The organism is Actinomadura rugatobispora (genome assembly GCF_055379765.1).
This window is the reverse complement of the sequence record NZ_AP029191.1, coordinates 6,321,525-6,347,127: the sequence shown is the minus strand read 5'-3', so window position 1 is coordinate 6,347,127 and position 25,603 is coordinate 6,321,525. Positions and strand designations below refer to the sequence as shown.

Sequence of the window (25,603 nt, the reverse complement as noted above, 5' to 3'; positions counted from 1 at the left end):
AGGGGGGCAAGGATGGTTATTCGCGGTTTGGGCGAGAGCGGCTTTGACCGGAGATCAGTTAAACGCCGGGAACATGCGTGTGAGCGATCATCGGGCCGGTCGGTGGTGGAACGCGCCGAAGATCACGCGTCGAAGATCACTGGGGCGGGCGGTTGTCCCGGTACCAGTCGCCGCCCTCGTCGCGCTGCTCGCCCTTGGACCCGCCGGGCTGCCCGTGGCCCTGGTCGGCGGAACCCGAGCCGCCGTACGCGCGGGTCCAGTCGCCGACCTCCTCCTCGCCGCCGGGCTGCTGGTAGCCGCCCTGGCCGTACTGCGGCGGCGCGGGCTGGGTCTGGCCGGGCTGGGGCGCCTGGTAGTCCTGGGGAGGCTGCTGGGGCTGCGGGGCCTGCGGCTGGCCGAACTGCTGGCCGTAGCCCTGCTGCGGGGTCTGCTGCGGGGCCTGCTGGTAGCCCTGCTGCTGGTACGGCTGCTGGGGCTGGCCGAACTGCTGCTGCTCCTGGGGCTGCCCGAACTGCTGCTGGCCCTGCGGCTGGGCCTGGGGCTGGGCCTGGGGCTGGCCGAACTGCTGCTGCTCGTGCGGCTGGCCGAACTGCTGCTGGCCCTGCTGGTAGCCGAAGTCGGGGTAGCCGCCCGCGGGCGCCTGTGCCTGCGGCTGCGGCCGCGCGGGCTGCAGCGCCTGGAAGACCGTGAAGACGAACCAGCCGGCGACGCCGATGACGGCGAGCCGTCCCGCGCCGGACAGGAAGACCGCCAGCTTCATCCCGCCGCCCGCGTACGCGGAGTCGACGAGCAGCGAGCCAAGCCAGCAGATGACGCCGAACAGCGCGATGCCGCCGAGGACGCCCAGCGCCCCCATGACGATGTTGCGGGCCTGCTTGGTCGGCGCCGGGCCGAGCGCGACCAGCGCCACCGCCAGCGCGAGCAGGCCGATCACCGCGACCTGGGTGAAGAAGCCCCCGGTGATCTCGATGTACGCGCGGTACTTGAACCCGGGGGACTCGGCGCCGCCGCCGGCGAACAGGGCGATGATGCCGGCGAACAATTGCACCCCCGCCGAGGCGAGCAATACCCAGGCGGCCGGTTCCCGCAGGCGGTGGACGGCTTCCTTGTTCACGGCGTCATCTCTCCCGTGGCAGACATTCGGATTCGGTGCGCAAAGCTTCGCACACCCCGTCCCTCCTAGTCTCTTCCCCCTGCCACGGGCGGTCTACCGTCCGAGGCACTCCGCCGGGCGCAGGTCGCGGCACCCCATAGGCTGAACGGGCAACACGGCGCGAGTCGAAACGGATGCACAGCATGAAGATCGTTACGTTGGCCGGGGGCATCGGCGGGGCCCGGTTCCTGCGCGGGCTGCGGCGGGCCCGCCCGGACGCGGACATCACCGTGATCGGCAACACCGGGGACGACATCTCCCTGTTCGGCCTGCGCGTATGCCCCGACCTGGACACGGTGATGTACACCCTGGGCGGCGGCATCAACGAGGAGCAGGGCTGGGGCCGGGCGGCCGAGACCTTCACGGTGAAGGAGGAGCTGCTCGCCTACGGCGTGGGGCCGAACTGGTTCGGGCTGGGCGACCGCGACTTCGCGACGCACATCGTCCGGACGCAGATGCTGGAGGCGGGCTACCCGCTGTCGGCGGTGACCGAGGCGCTGTGCGACCGGTGGAAGCCGGGCGTGCGGCTGATCCCGATGACCGACGACCAGGTCGAGACGCACGTGGTGGTGGACGATCCGGAGCGCGGGCGGCGCGCGATCCACTTCCAGGAGTGGTGGGTGCGGCTGCGCGCCTCGCTCCCGGCGCGGTCGATCGCCGCGGTCGGGGCGGAGGACGCCAAGCCCGCGCCGGGCGTGCTGGAGGCGCTGGAGGAGGCCGACGCGGTGCTGTTTCCGCCGTCCAACCCGGTGGTGAGCATCGGCACGATCCTGGCGGTCCCCGGCATCAGGGAGGCGGTCGCCGCCAAGACCGTGGTGGGGGTGTCGCCGATCATCGGGGGCGCGCCGGTGCGGGGCATGGCGGACGCGTGCCTGACCGCGATCGGGGTGGAGACCAGCGCCCGCGCGGTGGCCGCGCACTACGGCGCCGATCTGCTGGACGGCTGGCTGGTCGACGAGGCCGACGCGGACGTCGCGGACAAGGGCCCGGAGGGGATCGCGGTGCGGGCCAGGCCGCTGCTGATGAGCGATGCCGACGCCACGGCCGCGATCGCGCGCGCGGCCCTCGACCTGGCCCAGGAGCTCGCGTGAGCGGTGAAGGGCAGGGCATGAGCGAGTCGAACTCCCCCGTCGGACCCGACGGCCTGCGGATCTTCGGGATCCCCGGGCTGCCCGAGGTGACCGAGGGCGCCGACATCGCGGCGCTGGTCGCGGACGCGGCGCCCGCCGGGACGCTGGCGGACGGCGACGTCCTGGTCGTCACCTCCAAGATCGTCAGCAAGGCGGAGGGCCGTGTCCTGGTCGCCGACGACCGGGAGAAGGCGATCGACGCCGAGACCGTGCGGGTGGTGGCCCGCCGGACGCACGCGCGCGGCGAGACGCGGATCGTGGAGACCCGGCAGGGCCTGGTCCTGGCCGCCGCCGGGGTGGACGCGTCCAACACCAAGCCGGGCACCGTGCTGCTGCTGCCCGAGGACTCCGACGCCTCGGCCCGCCGGATCCGCGCCGCGCTGCGCGAGCACCTCGGCCTGAACGTCGCGGTGCTGGTCTCCGACACCCTCGGGCGGCCCTGGCGGATGGGGCTGATCGACGCGGCGATCGGCGCGGCCGGGCTGGCCCCGCTGCACGACTTCCGGGGCCAGGACGACACGTACGGCAACCGCCTGGAGGCGACGGTCACCGCCGTCGCCGACGAGATCGCCGCGGCGGCCGAGCTGGTCAAGGGCAAGCTGGACGGGGTCCCGGTCGCGGTGGTGCGCGGGCTGGGCGCGCTGGTCACCGAGGACGACGGGCCGGGCGCGCGCGAGCTGGTGCGGCCGCCCGACGAGGACATGTTCCGGTTCGGCTCGGCCGAGGTGCTGCACGCGCGCCGGACGATCCGCGAGTTCACCGCCGAGCCGGTCGACCCGGAGGCGGTCCGCCGGGCCGTCGCCGCCGCGATCACCGCGCCCGCGCCGCACCACACCACCCCGTGGCGGTTCGTGCTGCTGGAGTCGGCGGAGTCGCGGACCCGGCTGCTGGACGCGATGCGCGACGCCTGGGAGGCCGACCTGCGCCGCGACGGGTTCTCCGAGGAGTCGGTCGCCCGGCGGCTGCGGCGCGGCGAGGTGCTGCGCCGCGCCCCGTACCTGGTGGTCCCGTGCCTGGTCATGGACGGCTCGCACGACTACCCCGACGCCCGGCGGGCGGCGGCCGAGCGCGAGATGTTCGTGGTCGCCACCGGCGCCGGGGTGCAGAACCTGCTGGTCGCGCTGGCGGTGGAGGGGCTGGGCTCGTGCTGGGTGTCCAGCACGATGTTCTGCCGCGAGGTGGTCCGGGACGTGCTCGGCCTGCCGGACGCGTGGGACCCGATGGGCGCCGTGGGCGTCGGGCACGCCGCCGCGCCGCCGCGGCAGCGCCCGCCGCGCGCCCCGGACGCCTTCATCGAGGTCCGCTGAACGCGCCGTAATCAATGGGCGGGTATTTCCGTCCGGGGCCTCTTCCTGTCAGATCATTACCGGCATGCGAAGGAATTCGTCAGCACGTTACTAAAACGCGGTCGGGCGGCGCCGAAAGGCGCCGCCCGACCCTCACTTCAGGCCGTACTCGGCGGTGCTCAGGTGCCGACGAGCGGCAGGCCCGCCCGGCCGCCGCCGCCCTTTCCGAAATGGCCGACCCCGTCGGTGCGGCGGGCCGCCTCGATCCGCTCGGCGGGCACCTCCCCGTAGGTGGTGGTCCGCTGCCGCGCCGGCCGCCCGGCCGCCGCCGCGATCTCCTCCAGCGAGCTGATCGTCTTGAAGGAGCCGTTCTCCGACCCCGCCATCCGGCTGATCGTCTCCTCCATCAGCGTCCCGCCGAGGTCGTTGACGCCGCCGCGCAGGACCCGGGTGCACAGCTCGTCGCCCAGCTTCACCCAGGAGGTCTGGATGTTGTGGATGGCGCCGTGCAGCATGATCCGGGCCAGGGCGTGCACGGCCACGTTCTCCCGGACGGTCGGCCCGGGCCGGGCCAGCCCGGCGAGGTAGATCGGCGAGTTGTGGTGCACGAACGGCAGCAGCACGAACTCGGTGAACCCGCCGGTCCGCTCCTGGATGGAGCGCAGCAGCCTGAGGTGCCCCACCCAGTGCTCGGGGGTGTCGACGTGCCCGTACATCATCGTGGACGTGGTCGGGATGCCCAGCTCGTGCGCGGTGGTGACGACCTCGACCCACTGGTCGGCGGGCAGCTTGCCCTTGGTCAGCACCCAGCGGACGTCGTCGTCGAGGATCTCGGCGGCGGTGCCGGGCAGCGAGTCCACGCCCGCCTCCCTGGCGGCCTGGAGCCACTCGCGGATGGACAGGTCGGTGCGGCCGGCGCCGTTGACGACCTCCATCGGACTGTAGGAGTGCAGGTGGATCCCCGGGGCGCGCTTCTTGACCTCGCGGGCGAGGTCGAAGTAGGCGGTGCCGGGCAGGTCGGGGTGGATGCCGCCCTGCATGCAGATCTCGGTGGCGCCGGCCGCCCACGCCTCGTCCACCCGGTCGCCGACCTGGGAGAGGGACAGGGTGTAGGCGTCGGCGTCGGTGCGGCGCTGGGCGAACGCGCAGAACCGGCAGCCGGTGTAGCAGACGTTGGTGAAGTTGATGTTGCGGGTGACGACGTAGGTGACCTCGTCGCCGACCGTGTCGCGGCGCAGGTCGTCGGCCAGCTTGGCCAGGGCGTCCAGTTCGGGGCCGTCGGCGTGCAGCAGGGCGAGGGCCTGGTCGTCCGACAGCCCGCCGGGGTCGCGCTCGGCGTGCGCGAGGGCCGCCTTGACATCGGCGTCGAAGCGGCGGGGGGCGCCGATGCGGTCGCGGACGGCGTCCCAGTCGCCGTAGACCGAGTCGAAGTCCTCGCGGCGGTCGCCGGTGCGGCCGGTGGTGTCGATCTCGACGTGCAGGTCGGTGCGGCCGGTGCCGCCGAACGCGTCGAAGCCGCCGTCGGGCTCCTGCCACGGGCGGCCTTCGAGGACGGCGTCCTCGCGGGCCAGGCCGGTGGCCGGGTCGGCGAGGGCGGCGACGTGGGCGGCGAGGCGCGGGTCCAGCCACGGCTCGCCCCGCGTGACGTACTCGGGGTAGATGGTGAGCCGCTCGCGGAGGGTGAAGCCCTGCTCGGCGGTGCGGGCGGCCAGCTCGTCGATCTGCGGCCACGGGCGCTCGGGGTTGACGTGGTCGGGGGTGAGCGGCGACACCCCGCCCCAGTCGTCGATCCCGGCCCGCAGCATCATGGCGTACTGGTCGTCCACCAGGTTGGGCGGCGCCTGGACGCGCGCCTTCGGGCCGAGCACCAGCCGGGTCACCGCGATCGTCGCCGCCAGCTCCGCCAGCTCGGCGTCGGGGGTGTCGCGCATCTTGGTGTCGGGCTTGGCGCGGAAGTTCTGGACGATGACCTCCTGGATCGCCCCGTACTCCCGCATCGTCTTCCGGATCGCGAAGATCGCGTCGGCGCGCTCCCGGACGGTCTCGCCGATGCCGATGAGGATGCCGGTGGTGAACGGGACGTTGGTGCGGCCCGCGTCCTCCAGCACCCGCAGCCGCACCGCCGGGTCCTTGTCGGGCGAGCCGAAGTGCGGCCCGCCCTTCTCGCTGAACAGCCTGGTCGCGGTGGTCTCCAGCATCATCCCCATCGAGGGCGACACGGGCTTGAGGCGCTGGAAGTCGCGCCAGCCCAGCACCCCGGGGTTGAGGTGCGGGAGGAGCCCGGTCTCCTCCAGCACCCGGACGGCCATCGCGCGCACGTAGGAGAGCGTGTCGTCGTAGCCGTGCGCGTCCAGCCACTCCCGGGCCGGTTTCCAGCGGTCCTCGGGCCGGTCGCCAAGGGTGAACAGCGCCTCCTTGCAGCCCATGGCCGCGCCCTGGCGGGCGATCTCCAGCACCTCGTCCGGGCTCAGGAACGGCGAGTCCAGCCGGTGCGGCACGGTGGCGAAGGTGCAGTAGCCGCACCGGTCGCGGCACAGCCGGGTGAGCGGGATGAAGACCTTGCGGCTGTAGGTGATGACGCCGGGCCGCCCGGCGGCCTCCAGCCCGGCGTCCCGGGTGCGCGCGGCGTAGGTGAGAAGCTCGTCGAGCTGCGCGCCGCGGGCGTGCAGCAGGGTGGTGGCCTCGTCGAGGTCCAGGGTCTTGCCATCACGCGCCCGGGCGAGGGCCCGCCGGAGCCCGCTCGGGGTCACGCTGCTGTCCATGGCGTCCATGACATCGCACTCTATGCCAAGCGTCATAGAAAGAAGAGGGGTGGGGGCCCCTACCTTTCCCGCATTCCGGACAGTACGCGCCGTCCGTCCACAGCTTCCACCCGGGCGGTTCTATTCCCCGTCCGGGACGCCTCGCACGATCGAGGGACGGCGCGCGGCCAGCTCGTCCGCGGACGAGCGCAGCGCGTCCAGCACCGCGCCCACCGAGGGACGCACGTCCGCGCCCGCCCGCGTCCACATCACCATGCGGCGCAGCACCCGGGCCTCGGCGATGTCGCGGACCACGACGCCCTCCTGCCGCTCGGCCATCGCCAGGTCGGGGACGAGGCAGGCGGCGCCCGCCCGCGCCACCATCGCGAAGACCACCAGGAAGTCGTTGGAGCGGAACCGGATCTCCGGCCGGAAGCCGCCCAGCTCCACGCACGTGCGCTCCAGCAGGTCGGCCACGTTCGTGCCGACGTGCCCGGTCACCCACGGGTGGCCGGCCAGGTCCGCGACGCGCACCGGTCCCCCGCCGGCGGCGTGCCGGTCGCCGGCCGGCAGCGCGATCCGGATCGGCTCGGTGATCAGCACCTCGGCGGCCAGTCCGGGGCGGTGCGGACGGGGCAGGTGCGTGTACTCGTCCGTCAGCACCACGTCGATCTCGGCGCGGACCAGCGCCATCAGGACGCGGTGGAACTCCTCGTCGGTGATCTCCAGGGCCAGCTCGGGATAGCGCTCGGCCAGCCCGGGCAGCGCCGGGGCCAGGACGTGCAGCAGCGCCGTCTGGAAGCCGACGAGCCGCACCACGCCCGCGACCCGGCCGCTGGCCGCCAGCGTCTCCTCCCGCGCCCGCTGCGCCTGGGCGAGCAGCGCCTCGGCGTGCCCCGCCAGCACCTCGCCCGCCGCCGTCAGCCGCAGCCTGCGCCCGACCCGTTCCACCAGCGGCACGCCCGTCTCCCGCTGCAGCTGCGCGAGCTGCTGGGACACCGCGGACGGCGAGTAGCCGAGGGCCTCGGCGACCGCGCCGACGGTGCCGCGCAGCTCCAGTTCGCGTAGCACCCGCAACCGGCCCAAATCCATCATTGTGAAGGGATTCTTACACGAACCCTGCAGAAACAGTCGCTGGACCTGAAAGATGCGCCGGGCGAGAATGGAGGCACCGCGGAGAACCACCCAGTCCCTGGCCAGGGCGCGACCGCCACCCCTCCCCTCCACCCGAAGGACACGGACCCATGTGGATCGCGCTCGCCCTCATCGCCCTCGCCGTCCTCGGCCCGCTGGCCGGCGCCGACTCCCGTGACGGCCTCGACTGGAGGCCGCACCACTTCTGGCTGCGCCGCCGTCCCCGCTCCGACCGGCTCAGAAACCCCGGTAATCCCGGACGGGAAGGCGGGGGCCCCGTCGCGGCGGAGCGGCGCCGGTCAGTTCCAGCAGCCGGGTGACCCGGTGCCGGTGACCCGCGTACGGGGCCAGCAGCTCCAGCATCCCGGCGTCGTCGACCTTCCCCCCGGCCAGGGACCAGCCCACGAGCCCCGGCAGGTGGTAGTCCCCGACGGAGACGGCGTCGGCGTCGCCCGCGGCCCGCTGCCGGATCTCCGCCGACGTCCACTCCCCGATCCCCGGCAGCGACCGCAGCCGGGGATCGGCGGCCGTCCCGCCGCCGGCCGGCAGGGCCTCCAGCCGGGCCGCCACCCGCGCGGCGCCGATGATGGTCCGCGCCCGGACCGCCTCGGCGCCCGACCGGTGCCACTCCCACGACGGGATCCTGATCCACGTCTCCGGCGGCGGCGGCACCCGCAGCCACGGGACGCCGGGCGCGGGACGGCCGAACCGGCGCACCAGGTACCGCCAGGCCCGCCACGCCTCGGCGGTCAGGACCTTCTGCTCCAGCACCGCCGGGGCCAGCGCCTCGAAGACCCGGCCCGACCGGCCGATGCGCAGCCCGGGGCAGCGCCGCACCGCCTCCCGGAGGACCGGGTCCCGGGGCTCGAACTCCTCGGGGACGTCCCCCGCCCCCAGCAGGTCGGGAACCCCCTCCAGCAGCCACTCCGCGCCCGGCCCCCACGCGGTGGCCTCGACGACGCTCCCCGGCTCGCACCCGTCACCGCGCTGCCGCAGCCGGATCGTGCCCGGCCCCTCCGGAGTGAACGAGGCGCGCCAGACCGTGCCGTCGGGGTCGGTGTGGAACGCCGGATCCCGTAGCCCGCGCCGGTGCGGCGCCACCGTCAACCCCAGGTCGACCGCGAACGGCGCCCGCCACACCCGCTCCGCGTCCGGCGCCGCCGCGGCGACGCCCGCGCGGGGCGCGGCGGCCAGCCGGCTCGCGCCGCCCGCGAGACGCGCGCCTCCCCCGCCGCCGCCGCGTGAACGCGGCGCGAACGCGGGCGACGCGAAGTCAGGCATCGGTGGAGAATTTCAACGCCGTCGGCGGCAGCTCGATGTCCGGCCACACCCGCAGCCCGGCGCACGACCTCACAGGTCGTGCCTGCCGCTTCTCACCTCGGCCACCAGCGCCGACCAGCCCCCCTGAGAGAGAGCCAGCCTCGGGCCGCCCGGGTCCTTGGAGTCGCGAACGCCGATCACCCGATCCAGGTCCGCGACCTCCACGCAGTTGCCGCCGTTCGCGCCGCTGCGCGACGCCTTCCGCCACTTCACTCGCCTGTCCATCGCTCTTCCATCGTCCTCTCGATGAGTTCGATCGAGTCCGGCCGGCTGAGGGCCTCCGCCCTGAATCGCTCGAACATTCTACGAAGAACGGCCACGTTCTCGGGCTCCTCCACCACCTCCGCCCCCAACTGGTCGTCCACATAGGCCACCTCACCGCCGTCGAAGGTCGCGATGACGAACGGGGCGATGAAGCCGGCGCCGACCCCGGAGTCGAACGGGACGACCTGCACGATGATGTCGTCGCGCCGCGCCATCTCCACAAGGTGGGCCAGTTGGTTGTGCATGACCTGGGCGTCACCCACCTTGCTCACGAGGACGGTTTCGGTGAGCAGCGCGACCAGGGTCGGGCCATCGTCGTCTTCCCGGGCGAGGATCCGCTGCCGTTCCATGCGCTCGCTGACCATCTTCTCCACATCGCCGAGATGCGGGGCCATGCGGCAGACCGCGGTCGCGTAGTCCTCGGTCTGCAGCAGTCCCGGGACGACGGTCGTCTCCAGCGACAGCAGCGCCCTCGATTTCTCCTCGACCTCCCGCCACCTTCCCATCCATTCGAGCGGAACGGCGGAGTTGATGAGTTCTTCGCGCATCCGCCTGAGAATTCCCGCGAACGTCTCGGGGCCGAAGAGTTCCTCCAGCAGCACGAGGTGATCGGGTTGCGGTACACGCCGCCCCCTCTCCCACGACCGGACGAGCCCTTCCGAGACATAGATCGCTTTGGCCACATCGTCCGTTTTCATCCCTCGCTGCTCGCGCGCACGCTGCAGCTCCTTAGCAAGGAACATTCGTGGGGTGAGGTGATTGCTCGCCATGATCGTGTACAGCTCCGTACCAGTCAGGGGGCGTTCTTGTGCGGCCGGTGCGCTCGTGATTCCTCCACGGATGTTATGCCAATGCGCCAATGTGGCAACACCCCGGGGTTCTGAGGTCGCGAGTCTCGGACGGGGGCGCACCGGCGCCGAGCGTGCAGAGGACAGAGATGGCCAGGGAATGAGGTCACGATCCATGAGAAATCAACTCCAATCCACCACAACAACGGATGTCGCCCCACGCACTGCCCGAAAGGCCGACAGCCCACCCAATTCCGCGGAAACCAGGCCCGGGATCCTGCGCATCACGCACGAGCCGGCCGAGGTCGCGCGGGCGCGTGCGTGGATCAAGGCACGGATCGCAGCCGCCGCCCGGCCCATCGACGCGGAGACGGCCGACGACATCCTGATCTGCGCGGGCGAGACGATCACGAACGCGGTGGTGCACTCCCGTCCCCGGGTGCCGGGCGACACGATCACCGTCACCATGACGGTCCATCCGGAGACCGTCCGGGTCGAGGTGACCGACACCGGCGATCCTCGGGGACGCGGGCCACACGTGCGGGACATCGCCCCGGAACTCGAATCCAGCGGACGAGGGCTGCGCATCGTCCAGGAACTCTCCGCGGCATGGGGGCACAACGGCGACGGCGACAGCCGCACCACATGGTTCGAGGTCGGTTGTTGATAAGCGCCCATGCCACGGGCGGCAACCGCGAACAGCATCTCACCCGCCTGGCCGAACAGCTGGAACTTCGCGGCTTTCCCGCATGGGTGACCACCCTTTACAGGACGCCTCTGCTCCGGACCATCCGAATCCACCCCCGCAGGACCCTCATCATCGCCTGCGTCCGAGCAAGAGGCGGCTGGGTGTTCGTATGGCCGGGCGGCTACGCGCCGGGCTCGGATCCGGTTATGGCCGCCGAACGGGTGACCGGGTTCCTCATGCGATGATCAGACGATCACCGAGGCCAGCATGCTTTCGCGTTCGACACCATACTTGCGCGCCATCAGGCGAGGAATGGTGACATTCCATTCACTGAGCATGCCCAGCACATCGTCCACGACCACATGCCGACAGCCCACGCCATCGCCGATCACCGCACGCAAGGTCTGTTCGGTGAAGTAATATATATGGTCGGTATTGAAATGGACGTACGCCGCGTCCTGCTCGCCCAGCAACCGGCCGCCGTAACGAGGAGTGAGCAAAAGGATCACACCGCCCGGCCGGAGCAGGCTCCTGGCATGACGCAGATCCGAGACCGGATCGGGCAGGTGCTCGATCACGTCGATCATGGTGATGACGTCGAACGGGGCCAGCACGGCGACGGCCTGGCTCGCGACGTCACCGAGCACGAACCGGCCGGGTCCCGTGCCAGTGTGGCGTACGGCGTGATCAGATGTGTCCGCCCCGAACGCCGCCATCCCCCTGGCGGCGAGTGCGTGCACGAGGAAACCGCCCCCGCAGCCGAGATCAAGGCACCGCCGTCCATCCGGCGCCACCCTGAGCACCAGATCCGCGAGGGCGCCCGCGATCGCGCGGCGGTCCCCGGCCTCGCTGCCGAAATAGTCGGTGTACCCCGGCCCTGGACCGTCCCCGCGACGGTAGTAGCCCGCGTCGTAGGCACAACGCACCAGGTTGGTGCCGCGGGGCTCGACCATCGACACCAGGTCGCACCCCCGGCAGCGCACGACCGTCCCGAAGTCGAACCGGTACTCGATCACCCGGGCGGTTCCGGCGCAGAGCACGCAGGGGCGATAGGCCGTCATTCCCCGTCCGCCCGCCCGGCCAGGTAACGCCTGGTCTCGGCGAGAGTGTAAACACTGCCCGGGGAGAACTCCCCGGCGAACAGCGCTTCGGTCAGGTCGTCGCCGAACAGATCCCAGACGCTGATCTCGTGGATCTCCCAGTTGGCCCGCAGCACCGGAAGCTCCCTGCGGGCGAACTCGGGATCCTTGACATAGGCCAGCCCGCAGATATCGACCTCACCGTTGAGAGCGTCGAACCCGAACCCGAAGATGCGGAAATCCAGCACGCCGTCTTCCTGCGCGGTGATGAGCCGCGCGATCGGCGGCTCCCGGTAGAACCAGGTGGGATCAACGCGGTTGCCGCGCCGCTCGACCTCGGTGCCCCCGTAGAGTTCCTCGTACACCTCGCGCAGGAAGTTGTGAAAGATCGAGACCGGGGTGCGCTCCGACAGGTCCATGCTCTGGCAGCCGAAGACGGGGACGACGGCGAGCGCGCCACCGTAGATCGACACGGAGTGGGAACGGCGCTGGACCAGCACTCTGTGCCGCCCGTCCTCTTCGAACACGAACGCGCACTGCATCCCGAACCCATGCGCCTGCCGCCGGGCCTCGGCCGCGTCGTCCACCCCCGCAAGGGTCGCGTCCCTGATCGGAGTCGCGTTCTTCGGGCTGCGCACCGCCGCGTAGGTCTCGTCCTCCAGCGCCCCGCAGGCCGAGAGGAACTGGAAGTACTCGGCGAGCGCGATCTCGATGCGCGGTCCGTCGGGCGTCTCCCGGATCTTCTGGACCACCGCTATCAGGTCGTTCCACGGTTCGCCGTCCTCCCGGACGACGTTGAGGTAGGCGGCCCGGCGGCTCATCACGGCCTGGTCGACCGGCGCCTCCGACCGCCGCTGCGGGTGCGACTGCACGATCAAAGCGCCCTCGGCGAAGCCGTGATCCGTCCACGACGGCTTGGTGAGGAACGGCACGAACCGCCGCCGGCGTCCTTCGATCAGCAGGTAGAGATCGTCGAGCCGGTCCCTGCTCAGGTAGTACTCCAGCAGCCAGCCGTGGGTGAAGCGAGGATGACGCTGCTCCTGAACGCGACGGCTGCCGCCGGCCCGCCGGACGCTGCGGACACGCTGCCGGATCGACCGGACGCTCACCCCCAGCGTAAAGGCGATACCCGTGGCGACGAGGTTGACGAGCAGATCTTCCGTCACATGCCACCACCGCCCCGCCTAGCCGTGTGAGATGTGTATATCCCGGTTCGGCCGGAGGCGACAACGGGTCACCCGTCCGCGGAGAAGCGGACGGCGGTATCGGGGAGTTCGACTCCGGGCCAGAGGCGCAGGCCGTTGACCAACTCGTTGCCGGGACCCACGATGGCCCGGTCACCGATGACGGCGTCCTCCAACACCGCGCCGGCGCAGATCCGCGCGCCCTCGCCGATCACCGAGCGCACGACACGCGCGCCCGCCTCGACGGTCGCGTCGTCGAAGAGCACGCTCGACTCGACGTGCGCCCCGGCGCCGACCACCGACCGCGCCCCGACCGTCGTTCCGCCGCCCACCTGGGCGCCTGGCTCGACGGTCGCACCGCCCAGCAGCAGCACGCCATGTTCGCTCGCGGTCACGACCGGTGAGGGCATGGCGCCGAGCACCAGATCCCTGGCACCCCGGACGAACGCTGCAGGCGTCCCCACATCCAGCCAATAGGCCGCCTCGACGTAGCCCACGATGACCTCGCCGTCGGCCAGCAGCATGGGAAAGGTCTCGTACTCGGCCGACACGGGGCGCCCTGCGGGGATCCGCTCGATCATGGAGCGGCGAAAGACATAGCAACCCGCGTTGACCTGATTGGTCGGGGGGTCGGGGGATTTCTCCACGAAGTCGAGCACCCGGCCGTCGGGCCCCGTGGGAACGGAGCCGTACCTGCGGGCGTCATCCACCAGGGTCAAATGGAGGGTGATCTGCGCGTCGCCTTTCTGGTGCGCCTCTACCTGGGCCGAGATGTCGTGGCCGGACAGGATGTCGCCGTTCAGGATCAGCACCGGATCGTCGGGGCCGCACGTGAGCGCGGCGGACGCGTTGCGGACGGCACCCGCCGTGCCGAGGGGCTCGTCCTCGGTCACGTAGCGGAACTCCATGCCGAGCCGACGTCCATCGCCGAACGCCTCGTTGAACATCTCCGCACGGTACGAGGTGGCGAACACGATACGTTCCACACCAGCGTCCCTGGCCCGGGTGAGCTGGTGTTCCAGCAGCGGGACGCCGGCCGTAGGAAGCAGCGGCTTGGGGGTGGAAATGGTCAGCGGTCGCAGGCGGGTGCCCTGTCCCCCGACCAACAAGATCGCTTCCAAGAAGCTCCTTCCACGACGGCCGAGCCGTGCCCCGGCTCCCACGGCCTGGAAATGGTTCGGCCGAGCTTACTGGTCACGGGTAAACAGGCAAGTTGACGGCCATGCCACTCCGAACGCGGACCGGCCGGGTCTATTCGGAGATCATCTCGGTGCGGAGTACCCCGCGACGGCCCGTTCGAAGGAGGCCATGTGCGCCTTCGCCGAGGCCGTCCAGCTGAACCCCTGGGAGCGCGTGTACGCGGCGTCGGACAGGACGTCCCGGCGCTCGGGGTCCTCGATCAGCTCCTCCAGCGCCGACGCGATCGAGGACGCGTCCGGCTCGGTGTAGGCGACCGCCTCACCGCCGACCTCCGGCAGCGGGCCCCGCCGGGTCGTCAGCACCGGGGCGCCGCACGACATCGCCTCCAGGACGGGCAGGCCGAAGCCCTCCCCCCGGCTCGGCAGCGCCACCGCCAGCGCGCCGCCGAAGAACCCCGGCAGCGACGCCCAGGGCAGGTAGCCGGGGCGCACCACGCGCAGCTCCAGCGGCACCGTCGCCAGCGCCGCGTCGACCTCGTCGTCCCAGCCGCCGCTGCCCGCCAGCACCAGCGCGGGCGGGTCGGGGTGGTGGGAGCAGGCCCGCACCCAGCCGCGGATCAGGTTCGGCACGTTCTTGCGCGGCTCCAGCGCCCCCAGGTAGGCGATGTAGGGGTGCCCGTGCAGGCCCAGCGCGTCGGAGACCCGCTTGACCTCGTCCTCCGACGGCCGGTGGAACACCTCGTGGTCGACCCCGTGGTAGGCCACGTCGATCGAGGCGGGGTCGGCGCCCAGCAGCCGCACCAGCTCGTCGTGCGTCGCGCGGGACGGCGCCACCAGCCGGGTGGCCCGGCGCGCCGCCGTCCGCGTGGCCGACTTGACGTAGGTCGCGCGGACCGGGTCGTGGGTCTCCGGCTCGGTGAACACCGTCAGGTCGTGGATCGTCACCACCGTGGGCCGGCCCGCGTGGATCGGGATGCTGTAGGTCGGCAGGTGGATCACCTCGGCGCCGACCTGCGCGGCCACGTACGGCAGCCCGGACTGCTCCCAGGAGAGCCGCGACGCCCGGTGCGCCAGCGCCGCCGGGCCCTTGACGATGCGGGCTCCCGGCGCGAGATCGCCGTAGCGTTCCTCGTCCGCGCGCTGGCAGGCCACCGCGAGATCGGCGCCGAGCTCGTGCAGCGCCCGCAGCAGACCGTCGACATACCGCCCCAGCGCCCCGCGGTCGGCGGGGACCGCGGTCGCGTCGAGCAGAATCCGAGGTGCCAAAAGGGTTCACCCCTATCCCGGCTCGGCCAGAGTGAGGGGGGGTCCGTCGCCCGCCCGCTCCGAGCCTACGCCCAACCAGGCCGAATGGGAGGGACGCCACGGAGATCACAGCCGACCTGTGCGGGAGTGAGGCCGCTCAGCCGCGTTTGCGGGCGCGGATGAGCACGATGCTGCCGCGCTCGTTGGGCGCCTTGCGGTCGGCCACGGCCACCAGCGGGGCCAGCGGCGCGGCCGCGTTGAACCCGACCCTGCCCCCGTAGGCCGACAGCGACAGGTACAGCCGCTCGGCCGCCGCGGTGCGGAACTGGTAGGAGTGCCCGACCAGGTCAAGGCCGCGCTCGTCCATCAGCTCGCCGAGGCTGTCGTGGGTGTAGGTGTGCTGCACGTGGTACTTGGACCGGTGCGCGTCGCGCAGCTTCGGCCAGGCGTCGGCGCGGCTCAGCACGTCGGCGGACATGAAGATCTCGCCGCCGGGCTTGAGCACCCGCGCCATCTCGTCCAGCGACCGGCCGCCGTCGTCGAAGTGCTCGATCGCGCACACCGACAGGATCGCGTCGAACGACCCCTCGGCGAACGGCAGCCGCAGCGCGTCGCACTCGATGAGCGCGGGCGCGTGGGCGAGCGTGCGCCCGTACACCATCTTCTTGCGGGCCAGGTCGATCGAGACCGCCTCGGCGCCGCGCTTGCGGGCCTGCCCGGCCCAGTAGCCGTCGCCGCCGGCCACGTCGAGGACCCGCTTGCCGCGCAGGTCGCCGCCCATCCAGTCGAGCAGCGTCCCCGCCTCGCGGTACCGGCACACGTGCACCTGGTGCCCCATGAAGGCGACCACATCCGAAATCTTCATCGCGGACAACTGTAGGCCGCCGCGCGCCCGGACTGTGCGAACTCCAGGTGACGGGAAGGTCGTCACCCGGCAACGGCCGCCGGGTGCGGCACCGGGGACGGATAGCCTGGGCGGGTGTTGACGAAGGCCGTCCTGATGCGGGTGCTGCGCGTTCTGCTGGTGCTGCTGGCGCTGGGGTTCTGCGCCTACAGCCTCGTCTCCCAGTGGGACGACACGGTGCGGGCGTTCGAGCAGATGTCGTGGCCGACGCTGCTGGGCGCCTTCGCGACGGGCCTCGCGGGCCTGTTCGCGTGGATGCTCGGCTGGCGGACCTACCTGGCCGGGCTCGGCTCGCCGCTGCCGGTGCGGGCCACGTTCCGGATCTCCAACATCTCCCAGCTCGGCAAGTACGTGCCGGGCAAGGTGTGGGCGCTGGTCACGCAGATCGAGATGACCCGCGAGCACAAGGTCCCGGCGCTGCGCAGCTTCAGCTCCACGCTGCTGGCGGTGGCGACCTCGTGCGCCTGCGGCCTGGCGATGGCGGCGGTGACGCTGCCGCTGACCTCGGACGCGGCCCTGGAGCGCTACTGGTGGCTGTTCCTGCTGGCGCCGGTGATGCTGGCGGCGCTGCACCCCACGATCGTGACCTGGTGCCTGAACACCGCGCTGAAGCTGGTCCGGCGGCCCCCGCTGGAGCACCCGGTGGGCCTGGGGACGACGCTGGTCGCGGTGGCGTGGACGCTGGCGGGCTGGGCGCTGTTCGGCGTGCACACCTGGCTGCTGTGCCAGGCGGTCGGCGGCGACGGCGCCGGGCTGTACTTCCAGGCGGCCGGCGCCTACGCGCTGGCGTTCGTCGTGGGCCTGCTGGTGTTCATCGCCCCCGGCGGGATCGGCGCCCGCGAGGCGATCCTGGTCATGGTGCTGGGGCCGGTGCTGCCCGCGGGCGGGCCGATCGTGGTGGCGCTCGCCTCACGGGTCGTGCTGACGCTGGCCGACCTGGCCGGGGCCGGGGTCGCGTTCCTCATGGGACGGGGCAGGCGCGCGGCCGCCCCCGGCACGGCCGAGAGCGTGGACCGGGACGAGCCCGTTCAGGACGAGGACACCGAAGAAGGCGTCACCAGCACGTCCACGTAGGTCTCCCACAGGGGCGTGTGGTCGACCGGCCGGACCCCCGAGCGCAGCCGCTCCGGCTCGCCCGGCGCGTAGAAGCGCTTGAGGGCGTCGGTGAGGGAGCCCGCGTCGTCGGGCTCGCAGATCAGGCCGTCGACGCCGTCGCGGACCTGCTCGGCGAAGCCGCCCACCCGGGTGGCGATGACCGGGACGCCGTACTCGTAGGCCATCCACACGTTCTGCGAGGCCGTCGCCGTGCGGTAGGGCAGCACGAGCGCGTCGGCCTCGCCGAACAGCCGGGGGACCTCGGACGCGGGCACGTAACCCGGGCGCAGGTCCACGCGTTCGGACAGGCCCAGCTCTTTGACCAGGGCGCGGGTCTCGTCCACCCCGCCCCAGAACTCCCCGGCCACGGTCAGCGACACGCCCTCGGGGCCCGCCGCGAGCGCGCGCAGCAGCACGTCCAGGCCCTTGTACGGGCGGATCATCCCGAAGAACAGCAGCCGGTCGCGCCGCCCGGCGCCGCCCTCCGCGCCCTTCTCACCGGGCGCGGGCAGGTGCGCGGGCATCTCCGCGACGGCGACCGGGCGCGAGGTGAGCCCGCGCGCCAGCTCCGCCTGCTGCTCCGAATGCACCAGGACGCCGTCCACCTTCCGCAGCAGCGCCCGCATCAGGGGCACGTCGTAGGGCTTGCGCTCGTGCGGCAGGACGTTGTGGCACAGCGCCACGGCCCTGGTCCGGCCCCGCAGGCCCGCCAGGATGCCCAGATAGGCCGGGACCTGGACGGGGCTGAGCACGGCCTGCACGACCAGGTCGTAGGAGCGCAGGTCGCGGCCGGTGCGCCACCAGCCGTCGGGGCGCCGCCAGTCGAGCCGCCGCCGGGTGCCGGGGAACGGCTCGCCCTCCGGCTCGGAGATCGTCTGCTGCCCCGGGTACAGGAAGGAGGGGTACTGGGCCCGCCAGGACTCGATGGCGACCTCGTGGCCCGCCGCGTCCAGCCGGTGCGCCAGCTCGGTGGTGTGGTGCGCGCCGCCGCCCTTGTACGGGAACGCCGGCCCCACGATCGCGATCTTCATTCCGCCTTCATTCCGAATCGGCCCCCGGTCAGGTGTCGCCGCGGGAGCGGACGATCAGGTCGGCCAGCAGCGCCAGCGAGGCGATCAGCAACCCGCTGATGAAGATCATCACGGTGTTGTTGGCGAAGTAGCCGAAGTGCACGACCATGTCGAACACCCCCTTGCCGATCCCGATGACCAGCAGCCACAGCGCCAGCGGCATCAGCACCTTGAGCGGGTTGAAGTACATCACCATCCGCAGCACCTGCAGGATGTAGCGGTAGGCGTCCTTGAAGAACTTGAACTTGGACTTGCCCGCCCGCTTGGCGTACTCGATCGGCACGTACCGCACCGGGTGCTGGTTGGACAGGAACGCGATGGTGATCGTGGTGACGCAGGAGAACCCGGGCGGCAGCAGCCGCAGGTAGGGCAGCGACACCTCGCGCCGGAACGCGCGCAGCCCCGAGTTCAGGTCGGGGATCGCGGAGTTGGTCAGCCGCTCGGCGACCTTGCGGATGAACCACTTGGCGGGCACCCGCAGCGCCTTGTGACTGCCCTCCTCGCTGGTGCGGGCCCCGACCACCTGGTCCACCGCGGGATCGGTGTCGAGGATGTCGACCAGCTCGGGGATCCGCTCGTTCGGGTAGGACATGTCCGCGTCGGTCCAGACCACGATCTGGCCGCGGGCCTGCTGGCTGCCGATCCGGCGGACCGTGCCCGACCCGCTGTTGTGCTGGAACGCCATGATCCGCATCTGCGGGAACCGCGGCGCGGCCTCCCGCAGCCGGGCCAGCGTGGCATCGGTCGACTTGTCGTCGACGGCCAGCAGCTCGTAGGTCTTGCCGCTGTTGTCCATCGCCTTGCAGATGCGTTCGACCTCGTCGATCACGTGGTCCTGCTCGTTGTAGCAGGGCAGGACGATCGTCACGTGCACGGGGCCGTCCGAAGGCACGGCGCCGACGGCGTCCGCGGACGGCTCCTCGGACGGGGCCGCGATCGGCGGGGCGGTCGGTTGAGCGGTCGGCTGAGCGGCCTGCTCAGAGGGCTCGGTACTCACGCCCGGCGAGAATACTCGCCCGCGGGTACCGATGCCGTCTTGGTGACGCACTGTTCACCCGCAGGCGGTCCAATCGAGAGTTTTCACCCATCCGGCGGGACGCGGCGCTCAGCCGCCGTCGCCGCCCTCGGGCGGGGCGGGCTCGGCGAGCCACACGTCGATGGTGAGGCTCCAGGTGCCGTTGGGCGGCTCGGTCAGCGTCCGCTCGTCCTGGCGGGCCCGCAGCGCGACCGCCCGGACGGGCCGCCCGTCCGGCTGCTGGACGTACGGCGCCACCTGCCGCGCCTCCCCGCCCAGGATCACCGGCCGCCGCCCGGCCGCGTAGATCTTGCCGATGACGCGGCGCACGTCCTCCGGGGTGGCGCTGGAGACGGTACGGGCCGAGGGCACCCCGCACATGCCCCGGACGACCTGCAGGAGCCGGTCGGCGTTGGAGCGGTCGACGACCACCACCGAGCGGCCCGGGCCGAGCCGGTCGCACAGCCCCCGGACGGCGGCCAGCTCCCCCTGGTCGGTCCGGGAGACGATGACCCCGGCCGACGACAGCACGACCGGCAGCAGGAGCAGCACCGCGGTGGCGACGGCGGCCCGGCGGACGGCGGACGGGCCGTACCCGGTGCGCCGGACGCGCCGCATCGTCCAGGCCGCCCCCCAGACCGCGAACAGCAGCAGACCCGGGATGACGACCGCGATCAGCCGCCGGGACGCCCACGGGTGGTCGGGGGTGATGCCCGGCAGGTACAGCACCAGCACCGTCGTCCAGGCGGTCATCGCGTACGGCAGCAGCCATTCGGGGGCGCGGCCCCGCATCAACCGCCGGGCCAGCAGCGCGGCGCCGAAGGCGGCCAGCAGCAGGGCGGGCAGCCCGATGTACCAGATCACCCAGTAGAGGGAGAGCTCCGAGTACTGCCGGGTGCCGTCGACCGGCAGCCCGCTGAGCCGCTGCACGTGCTCGATGAACTGCACGTTCAGCCGGTCGTCGGCGTTGGCGGGCGCCCGCCGCACGGTCTGCACCAGCGGCCGGACGGCGAACGCGGCCACCACCAGCACCGCCAGCACGGCCGCGGCGGCGGGCGCCCGGCCCCGGGAGAGCGCCGCGCCGGCCCGGCGCAGCCGGGACCCGGTGACCTCCCAGCGCAGCACGATCACCATCACCACCGTCGCCGCGACCAGCAGCCCGGCGATCATCAGCAGCGGCTGCAGCGAGCGGTGCAGGTAGTCCAGGTAGGGGCGGGACAGCAGGTAGCCCTCGGCCAGCCCCGCGCCCGCGCCGACGGCGAGGCCCGCGGCCATCGGCAGGCCGGTCCGGCGCCGCCAGGCCACCAGCAGGCCCGCGAAGACGACGGCCGGGAGCACGTCCCGCAGCCCGTCGATCCGGACGAGCAGGATCAGCCCCAGCGCCAGCCCGCCCAGGAACGCCTTGCCCGCCTCGGGCGAGACGCCCCACCGGCGCCCGCCGCCACCGGGGGCGCGGCGCTCCTCGTCGCGGCGCGCGTCGTACAGCAGCGCGAGCCCGCCCAGCAGCAGCACCATCGCGGGCAGCTCGCTGAAGGTGGAGCGGGAGACGAAGACCATGGGGGTGGTGAGGGCCAGGAGCAGCGCCGCGAGGGGCGCCCACCGCGGCCCGACCAGCCGCGCGACCAGGCCGCCGAACGCGATCACCGCGCAGGCCCCGAGCAGCGGGGCCATCACCAGCAGCCCGTAGGTGCCGCCGATCCAGGCGCCCAGGGACAGGATCAGCGGCAGACCCGCCATGAACTGCGGGACGAGGTCGTCGCCCACCTCGTAGAAGGCGGGGCTGCCGTACCGCAGGGCCACGTCACCGCCGCCGAACGCCTCGCGCGACTGCGGGATCGGCAGCGAGCCGTGGTCGGCCAGCCAGGTGGCGAACTGGACGTAGGAGGCCGGGTCGCGGCGCACGATGACCTGCTCGGCCAGCATCAGCACCTGGAGGACCAGGAAGCCGAGCCCGACCGCGAGGACCCCCCACGCGGGCCACCGCGGCGCCTTCGCCGCCGGCTCCGTCTTCTCCTTCTCCTCGGCGTTCTCCTTCTCCTCGGCCTCCGCGGCGGACGGGCGTTCCCGCAGGCCCAGCCACAGGAACAGCGCCGCCGCGGGCACGAAGAGCACGATCGCCGGGCCGGGCCGGAAGTACCCGGCCAGCAGCAGCGGCAGCGACACCGCCAGCCACGCCATCACCAGCAGCACCGGGACCGTCGCGGTCCGGGCCAGGAGCCGGCCGGCCGTCACCGGATCACCTCCGCCACGGGCCGCACGGGCCGGGGGGCCGGGCGGGGGGCGAGAACGGCGAAAGCGGCGATCGCGGTCGCTGCCGATCGGGTCGTGATCCATCGGTGCGGAGCGTAGCGGTCCCCTCGGAGCGCTCGCGCCCGTACGCTCGCCTTCCATGAACGACATCGGACCCGCGGAGCTGCTGCGCCGGAGGCTGGCCGGCAATCCGTCCCGGCCCCTGGTGACCTTCTACGACGACGCCACCGGCGAGCGCGTGGAGTTGTCGGCCAAGAGCTTCGACAACTGGGTCGCCAAGACCGCCAACCTGCTGGTGGACGGGCTGGCCGCCGAGGGCGGAACGCGTGCGGTGCTGGCGCTGCCGCCGCACTGGCAGTCGGCGGTGTGGCTGATGGCCTGCTGGTCGGCCGGGGTGGTGGCGGAGCCGATCGAGGTCCCGGGAAGCGGGACCGGCGGCGTCGAACCGTCCGCGCCCTCCGGGCCGTACCTCCTGGTGGCCGCCGAGGAGGTGCTGGAGCGGATGCTCACCGACCAGAACGCCGAAGAGATCGTGGGCCTCTCGCTGCACTCGCTCGGCGGCGCGCTGGCGGACTGCCCGCCCGGCGTCCTGGACTACGCGGTCGAGGTGCGCGCGTACGGCGACCGCTTCGTCCCCGGGCCGGACGTGACGCCCGCTTCGCCCGCGTTGACCGTGACACGCCCAGGGAGTGTGACAAAGGCCACACTCACAGGGGCGGAACTGGTCGGTGAGGCGGTCGGGGCGGCGGAGAAATGGGGGCTCGACGCGCACGATCGCGTCCTGGTTGACATGCCCTACACCACACTGGACGGCGTACTCGCGGGCCTACTTGCACCACTAGCCTCGGGGGCTTCCGTCATAATCCAACGAAACTTCGACAAAGCAGCCCTAGATCGACGAGTGACGCAGGAGCATGTGACCGCGGTGGCCGGCGTACCGGGATGGAATGTTCCGTCCGGGTCCGTGAACCGGCTCCTCTGACCTAATCTCAGTTTGTTTCCGACCCCTGCGGGCGGAGCCGTCGCGCCGCGCGGCGGGGCCGTCCCACCACGGAGCCGATGAACAGCAACCCGATGTACATGGAGTACGTCGACGACGCCGATCCGCAACCGGCGACCCGTCGGCGCGGATGGCGCGTCCTGGGCTGGGTGTCCATCGGCCTGTCGGCGGTGATGGTGGCCGGGTCGCTCACCGCCTACGGCGTCTACCGCACGGCGATGGGGAACATCTCCCACGAGGACTCCAACGCCCTGCTCGGCCCCAACCGCCCGAAGAAGCTCAACAGCGCGATGAACATCCTGCTGCTGGGGTCCGACACCCGGGCGGGCTCGGGCAACGCCCAGTACGGCCGCAGCATGACCAAGGAGCCGCCGCGCTCCGACACCATGATCCTGCTGCACCTGTCCCCCGGCGGCGGGCAGGCGATGGGCATCAGCTTCCCGCGCGACCTGATGGTCCCGATCCCCTCGTGCACGCTGAAGAACGGGCAGCGGACCCCGGCCCAGACCGTCGGGCAGATCAACTCCACGTTCACGATCGGCGGCGCGTCCTGCGTCATCAAGACGATCGAGGCGATGTCGCACATCAAGATCGACCACTTCATGCAGGTCGACTTCGCCGGGTTCAAGGCGATCACCGAGGCGGTCGGCGGCGTCGACGTCTGCCTGCCCAAGGCGGTCGACGACCCCAAGTCCAAGCTCAAGCTGCCCAAGGGCAAGAGCACCATCAAGGGCGAGATGGCGCTGGCCTACGTCCGCAACCGGCACGGCCTCGGCGACGGCTCCGACACCGACCGGATCAAGCGGCAGCAAAAGTTCATGGGGGCGCTGGCCAACAAGGCGATGAGCGCGGGCGTGCTGACCAACCCGAGCCGGATGCTGTCGCTGATGAACGCCACCACCAAGTCGCTCACGACCGACAGTGAGCTGACCCCGCAGGTGATGATGCGGATCGGCTCCGGCATGCAGGGGATGACCTCCGGCAAGCTGCGGTTCGTGACCGTGCCGTGGGGGCCGTACGTGGCCGACCCCAACCGGGTGCAGCTCAGGCAGCCCGCCGCGAACCAGTTCTTCAGCTCCATCCGCAACGACAAGACCGTGCCCAGCGAGCCGAAGAAGAAGGCGGCCGGCACGCCGGCGATCCCGCCGAGCCAGGTGCGGGTGCGGGTCTACAACGCCAGCGGCATCTCGGGCCAGGCCAAGCGGGTCGCCGACGACCTCGAGAGCCAGGGCTTCCAGGTCACGGTCGGCGGCAACATGACCGCCACCAAGACCACGCGGGTCATGTACGGCGCCGGCGCCGAGCAGCACGCGCAGACCGTCAACGGGCTGCTGCCCGGCCCGCCGCAGCCCGCCGCCCGCACCGGCGGCACACCCGGGGTCGTCGACCTGGTCGTCGGCTCCAACTGGACCTCGCTGCAGGGATCCAAGACCGGGGGCATCCCAGCGCAGCAGGGAGAGATCAAGGCGACCGACGACATCTGTAAGGAATGATGGCGCACTCCACCCCGCCGACCACCGCTCCGCAGCCCCGCACCCCCGCGCCCGGAGAGGATCCCCCCGCCCCTGACGGGGCGGGCCCCGCGGTCCCGCGGCAGGCCGGGCCCCCGGCCTCGGGCGCGTCCTCCCCGGCACCCGGCACGTCCTCCCCGGCCTCCCCGGCCTCCGGCTCCGCCGCCCCCGGCTCCCCGGCCTCCGGAGCGTCCTCCTCCGGGACCGCGCCGGCGGCGCCGCGCCGTAAGGAGCGCGACCCCTTCTTCGACAACGCCAAGTTCCTGGCGATCCTGCTCGTGGTGATCGGGCACTCGCTGGCCTACCGGCTCGACGTGCCGATGGCCAAGGGCCTGTACCTGTTCATCTACATGTTCCACATGCCGATGTTCATCGTGGTCACCGGCTACTTCTCGCGGAACTGGACGTTCGCGGGCGGCAAGGCGCGGAAACTGATCACCAACGTCGGCGTCCCGTACGTGGTCTTCGAGATCGCGTACTCGCTGTACGACTGGCAGGTGGGACGGAACGAGCTGGAGATCAGCCTGCTCGATCCGTACTTCCTCACCTGGTTCCTGTGCGCGCTGTTCTTCTGGCGGCTGTCCACCCCGGTCTGGCAGCAGATCCGCTGGCCGCTGGCGGTGGCACTGGCGTTCTCGCTGCTGTCGTACATGAGCGACCTCGGCAACACCTTCAACATCCACCGGGTCATCGGGCTGCTGCCGTTCTACGTGCTGGGGCTGCTGCTCAAGCCCGAGCACTTCGAGTACCTCAAGCGGCCGGCGGCGCGCGTGCTGGGCACGCTGACGCTGGCCGGCGGGCTGGCCGTGGCCTACCTGGCCATGGACCGCATGAACCGCGCCTGGATCTACTGGAAGGATCCGCACGAGGAGCTGGGCGTCGACAACGTCACCGGCACCGTGATGCGGCTGGGCATGTTCGTGGCGGCCACCGTGCTGGTGGCGGCGTTCCTGGCGATCGTGCCCAAGCGGAAGACGTGGTTCACCAAGCTGGGCTCCACCACGCTGTACGCCTACCTGCTGCACGGTTTCGTCACGCGGCTGCTGCAGTTCACCGACTGGTGGGACGCCGAGTGGCTGAACACCGTCCCGGGCCTGCTGGCGGTCATCGCCGGGGCGGCCGTGGTCGGCACGTTCCTGTGCTCCAAGCCGGTCGTCACCTGCATGAGCTGGGCGCTGGAGCCCAAGATGAAGTGGGCGTTCACCCCGCTCCGGCGGCCGGGCGCCAAGAGCTCGAAGGGCGCCAAGGGCGCCGGCGGGGCCCAGGGCTCCGGCGGGCGGCGCGGCGGCGGGGGCCGGCGGGCGGGCACGCGGCGCGCGGGCGCCGAGCGCACCGCGCCGGAGAGACCCGCGGAGCCGGCCGAGCCCGCGGCGATGGACGCCGAGCCCGCCGCGGCGCCCGCCGCGGCGTCGTCCGGCGCGCCGTCCGAGGCGCCGTCCGCGAACTCCGCGCCGAGGGCCTGAGTCCTCCATAACGGACGCGTTCCTGAACGGGCGGGTCACGGCAACGCACCGGCCCGTTCACGACAGTTCAGATAATCTTCAGAAAAGTCGCCGTTTCTCGTGCGGGGCACCCTCCGGAGCCGGGTGGACACCGTCGGCGAGCAC

General features: G+C 72.1%; 21 protein-coding genes. 7 read left to right on the top strand and 14 right to left on the bottom strand.

The features are described 5' to 3' along the window. Positions 1-136: 136 nt before the first annotated feature. Positions 137-1,114, bottom strand: a complete 978-nt coding sequence (locus ACZ466_RS28455; RefSeq protein ID WP_378292528.1) for a hypothetical protein — start codon at positions 1,112-1,114, stop codon at positions 137-139. 182 nt (positions 1,115-1,296) lie between these two features. On the opposite strand from ACZ466_RS28455, the gene cofD reads away from it, so the two are divergent. Then, the gene (gene cofD / locus ACZ466_RS28450) at positions 1,297-2,244 is read left to right on the top strand and encodes a 2-phospho-L-lactate transferase (RefSeq protein ID WP_378292530.1); all 948 of its coding nucleotides are present in this window, start codon (positions 1,297-1,299) and stop codon (positions 2,242-2,244) included. Between the two features lie 17 nt (positions 2,245-2,261). Continuing rightward, on the top strand, positions 2,262-3,590 hold the full coding sequence (locus tag ACZ466_RS28445; RefSeq protein WP_378292535.1) for a coenzyme F420-0:L-glutamate ligase: 1,329 nt from the start codon (positions 2,262-2,264) through the stop codon (positions 3,588-3,590). 158 nt (positions 3,591-3,748) lie between these two features. Here ACZ466_RS28445 and ACZ466_RS28440 read toward each other — a convergent pair whose 3' ends face one another. From ACZ466_RS28440 to ACZ466_RS28420, 5 genes are all read right to left on the bottom strand, one after another. Next, positions 3,749-6,331, bottom strand: a complete 2,583-nt coding sequence (locus ACZ466_RS28440; RefSeq protein ID WP_378292537.1) for a bifunctional FO biosynthesis protein CofGH — start codon at positions 6,329-6,331, stop codon at positions 3,749-3,751. 120 nt (positions 6,332-6,451) lie between these two features. Next, a complete protein-coding gene (locus tag ACZ466_RS28435) occupies positions 6,452-7,405 on the bottom strand; it encodes a LysR family transcriptional regulator (protein ID WP_378292532.1) in 954 nt (317 codons plus the stop codon). Positions 7,406-7,681: 276 nt separating this feature from the next. Continuing rightward, positions 7,682-8,725 (bottom strand): DNA-3-methyladenine glycosylase family protein, encoded by a 1,044-nt coding sequence (locus tag ACZ466_RS28430; protein WP_464041726.1) that lies wholly within the window; start codon positions 8,723-8,725, stop codon positions 7,682-7,684. Between the two features lie 69 nt (positions 8,726-8,794). Further along, a complete protein-coding gene (locus ACZ466_RS28425; RefSeq protein WP_378292541.1) occupies positions 8,795-8,989 on the bottom strand; it encodes a DUF397 domain-containing protein in 195 nt (64 codons plus the stop codon). After that, a complete protein-coding gene (locus tag ACZ466_RS28420; RefSeq protein ID WP_378292543.1) occupies positions 8,974-9,798 on the bottom strand; it encodes a helix-turn-helix domain-containing protein in 825 nt (274 codons plus the stop codon). Before ACZ466_RS28420 ends, ACZ466_RS28425 begins: the two co-directional genes overlap by 16 nt. Positions 9,799-9,991: 193 nt before the next feature. Between ACZ466_RS28420 and ACZ466_RS28415 the strand changes: the two genes are divergently transcribed. Then, on the top strand, positions 9,992-10,483 hold the full coding sequence (locus ACZ466_RS28415) for an ATP-binding protein (RefSeq protein WP_378292567.1): 492 nt from the start codon (positions 9,992-9,994) through the stop codon (positions 10,481-10,483). A 266-nt stretch (positions 10,484-10,749) separates the two neighbouring features. Here the strand turns inward: ACZ466_RS28415 and ACZ466_RS28410 are convergent, their stop codons facing one another. The 5 genes from ACZ466_RS28410 to ACZ466_RS28390 all read right to left on the bottom strand — a co-directional run bounded on the left by ACZ466_RS28410 (position 10,750) and on the right by ACZ466_RS28390 (position 16,016). Next, positions 10,750-11,565 (bottom strand): class I SAM-dependent methyltransferase, encoded by an 816-nt coding sequence (locus ACZ466_RS28410; protein ID WP_378292545.1) that lies wholly within the window; start codon positions 11,563-11,565, stop codon positions 10,750-10,752. Then, on the bottom strand, positions 11,562-12,749 hold the full coding sequence (locus ACZ466_RS28405; RefSeq protein WP_378292547.1) for a hypothetical protein: 1,188 nt from the start codon (positions 12,747-12,749) through the stop codon (positions 11,562-11,564). Before ACZ466_RS28405 ends, ACZ466_RS28410 begins: the two co-directional genes overlap by 4 nt. A gap of 68 nt (positions 12,750-12,817) precedes the next feature. Then, complete coding sequence (gene manB, locus ACZ466_RS28400) at positions 12,818-13,888, bottom strand: mannose-1-phosphate guanylyltransferase (protein WP_464041725.1); 1,071 nt, start codon at positions 13,886-13,888, stop codon at positions 12,818-12,820. Positions 13,889-14,029: 141 nt separating this feature from the next. Then, positions 14,030-15,172, bottom strand: a complete 1,143-nt coding sequence (locus ACZ466_RS28395; protein WP_378292551.1) for a glycosyltransferase family 4 protein — start codon at positions 15,170-15,172, stop codon at positions 14,030-14,032. A 136-nt stretch (positions 15,173-15,308) separates the two neighbouring features. Then, complete coding sequence (locus ACZ466_RS28390; RefSeq protein ID WP_378292553.1) at positions 15,309-16,016, bottom strand: class I SAM-dependent methyltransferase; 708 nt, start codon at positions 16,014-16,016, stop codon at positions 15,309-15,311. Positions 16,017-16,130: 114 nt separating this feature from the next. Here ACZ466_RS28390 and ACZ466_RS28385 point away from each other — a divergent pair, with 114 nt between their 5' ends. After that, positions 16,131-17,129, top strand: coding sequence for a lysylphosphatidylglycerol synthase transmembrane domain-containing protein (locus ACZ466_RS28385; protein WP_378292555.1), 999 nt, complete (start codon positions 16,131-16,133; stop codon positions 17,127-17,129). Here the strand turns inward: ACZ466_RS28385 and ACZ466_RS28380 are convergent. From ACZ466_RS28380 to ACZ466_RS28370, 3 genes are all read right to left on the bottom strand, one after another. Then, a complete protein-coding gene (locus ACZ466_RS28380; protein ID WP_378292557.1) occupies positions 17,084-18,181 on the bottom strand; it encodes a glycosyltransferase family 4 protein in 1,098 nt (365 codons plus the stop codon). The two genes, ACZ466_RS28385 and ACZ466_RS28380, sit on opposite strands and share 46 nt — an antisense overlap. 28 nt (positions 18,182-18,209) lie before the next feature. Then, positions 18,210-19,112: a glycosyltransferase family 2 protein gene (locus ACZ466_RS28375; RefSeq protein WP_378292569.1), complete on the bottom strand. Its 903-nt coding sequence runs from the start codon at positions 19,110-19,112 to the stop codon at positions 18,210-18,212. Between the two features lie 213 nt (positions 19,113-19,325). Next, positions 19,326-21,467 carry a hypothetical protein gene (locus tag ACZ466_RS28370; RefSeq protein ID WP_378292559.1) on the bottom strand — a complete coding sequence of 714 codons (2,142 nt, stop codon included), beginning with the start codon at positions 21,465-21,467 and terminating at the stop codon, positions 19,326-19,328. A gap of 157 nt (positions 21,468-21,624) precedes the next feature. Here ACZ466_RS28370 and ACZ466_RS28365 point away from each other — a divergent pair, with 157 nt between their 5' ends. From ACZ466_RS28365 to ACZ466_RS28355, 3 genes are all read left to right on the top strand, one after another. Further along, positions 21,625-22,467, top strand: coding sequence for a TIGR03089 family protein (locus tag ACZ466_RS28365; RefSeq protein ID WP_378292561.1), 843 nt, complete (start codon positions 21,625-21,627; stop codon positions 22,465-22,467). Positions 22,468-22,544: 77 nt separating this feature from the next. Further along, on the top strand, positions 22,545-23,978 hold the full coding sequence (locus ACZ466_RS28360) for an LCP family protein (RefSeq protein WP_378292563.1): 1,434 nt from the start codon (positions 22,545-22,547) through the stop codon (positions 23,976-23,978). After that, positions 23,975-25,459, top strand: coding sequence for an acyltransferase family protein (locus ACZ466_RS28355; RefSeq protein ID WP_464041723.1), 1,485 nt, complete (start codon positions 23,975-23,977; stop codon positions 25,457-25,459). Before ACZ466_RS28360 ends, ACZ466_RS28355 begins: the two co-directional genes overlap by 4 nt. The last annotated feature ends 144 nt before the right edge of the window (positions 25,460-25,603 follow it).

Coding starts and splice junctions, on each gene's coding strand:
- cofD (WP_378292530.1), top strand. CDS start 1,297: ATGAAGATCGTTACGTTGGCCGGGGGCATCGGCGGGGCCCGGTTCCTG.
- ACZ466_RS28445 (WP_378292535.1), top strand. CDS start 2,262: ATGAGCGAGTCGAACTCCCCCGTCGGACCCGACGGCCTGCGGATCTTC.
- ACZ466_RS28440 (WP_378292537.1), bottom strand. CDS start 6,331: ATGGACAGCAGCGTGACCCCGAGCGGGCTCCGGCGGGCCCTCGCCCGG.
- ACZ466_RS28435 (WP_378292532.1), bottom strand. CDS start 7,405: ATGATGGATTTGGGCCGGTTGCGGGTGCTACGCGAACTGGAGCTGCGC.
- ACZ466_RS28430 (WP_464041726.1), bottom strand. CDS start 8,725: ATGCCTGACTTCGCGTCGCCCGCGTTCGCGCCGCGTTCACGCGGCGGC.
- ACZ466_RS28425 (WP_378292541.1), bottom strand. CDS start 8,989: ATGGACAGGCGAGTGAAGTGGCGGAAGGCGTCGCGCAGCGGCGCGAAC.
- ACZ466_RS28420 (WP_378292543.1), bottom strand. CDS start 9,798: ATGGCGAGCAATCACCTCACCCCACGAATGTTCCTTGCTAAGGAGCTG.
- ACZ466_RS28415 (WP_378292567.1), top strand. CDS start 9,992: ATGAGAAATCAACTCCAATCCACCACAACAACGGATGTCGCCCCACGC.
- ACZ466_RS28410 (WP_378292545.1), bottom strand. CDS start 11,565: ATGACGGCCTATCGCCCCTGCGTGCTCTGCGCCGGAACCGCCCGGGTG.
- ACZ466_RS28390 (WP_378292553.1), bottom strand. CDS start 16,016: ATGAAGATTTCGGATGTGGTCGCCTTCATGGGGCACCAGGTGCACGTG.
- ACZ466_RS28380 (WP_378292557.1), bottom strand. CDS start 18,181: ATGAAGATCGCGATCGTGGGGCCGGCGTTCCCGTACAAGGGCGGCGGC.
- ACZ466_RS28365 (WP_378292561.1), top strand. CDS start 21,625: ATGAACGACATCGGACCCGCGGAGCTGCTGCGCCGGAGGCTGGCCGGC.
- ACZ466_RS28360 (WP_378292563.1), top strand. CDS start 22,545: ATGAACAGCAACCCGATGTACATGGAGTACGTCGACGACGCCGATCCG.
- ACZ466_RS28355 (WP_464041723.1), top strand. CDS start 23,975: ATGATGGCGCACTCCACCCCGCCGACCACCGCTCCGCAGCCCCGCACC.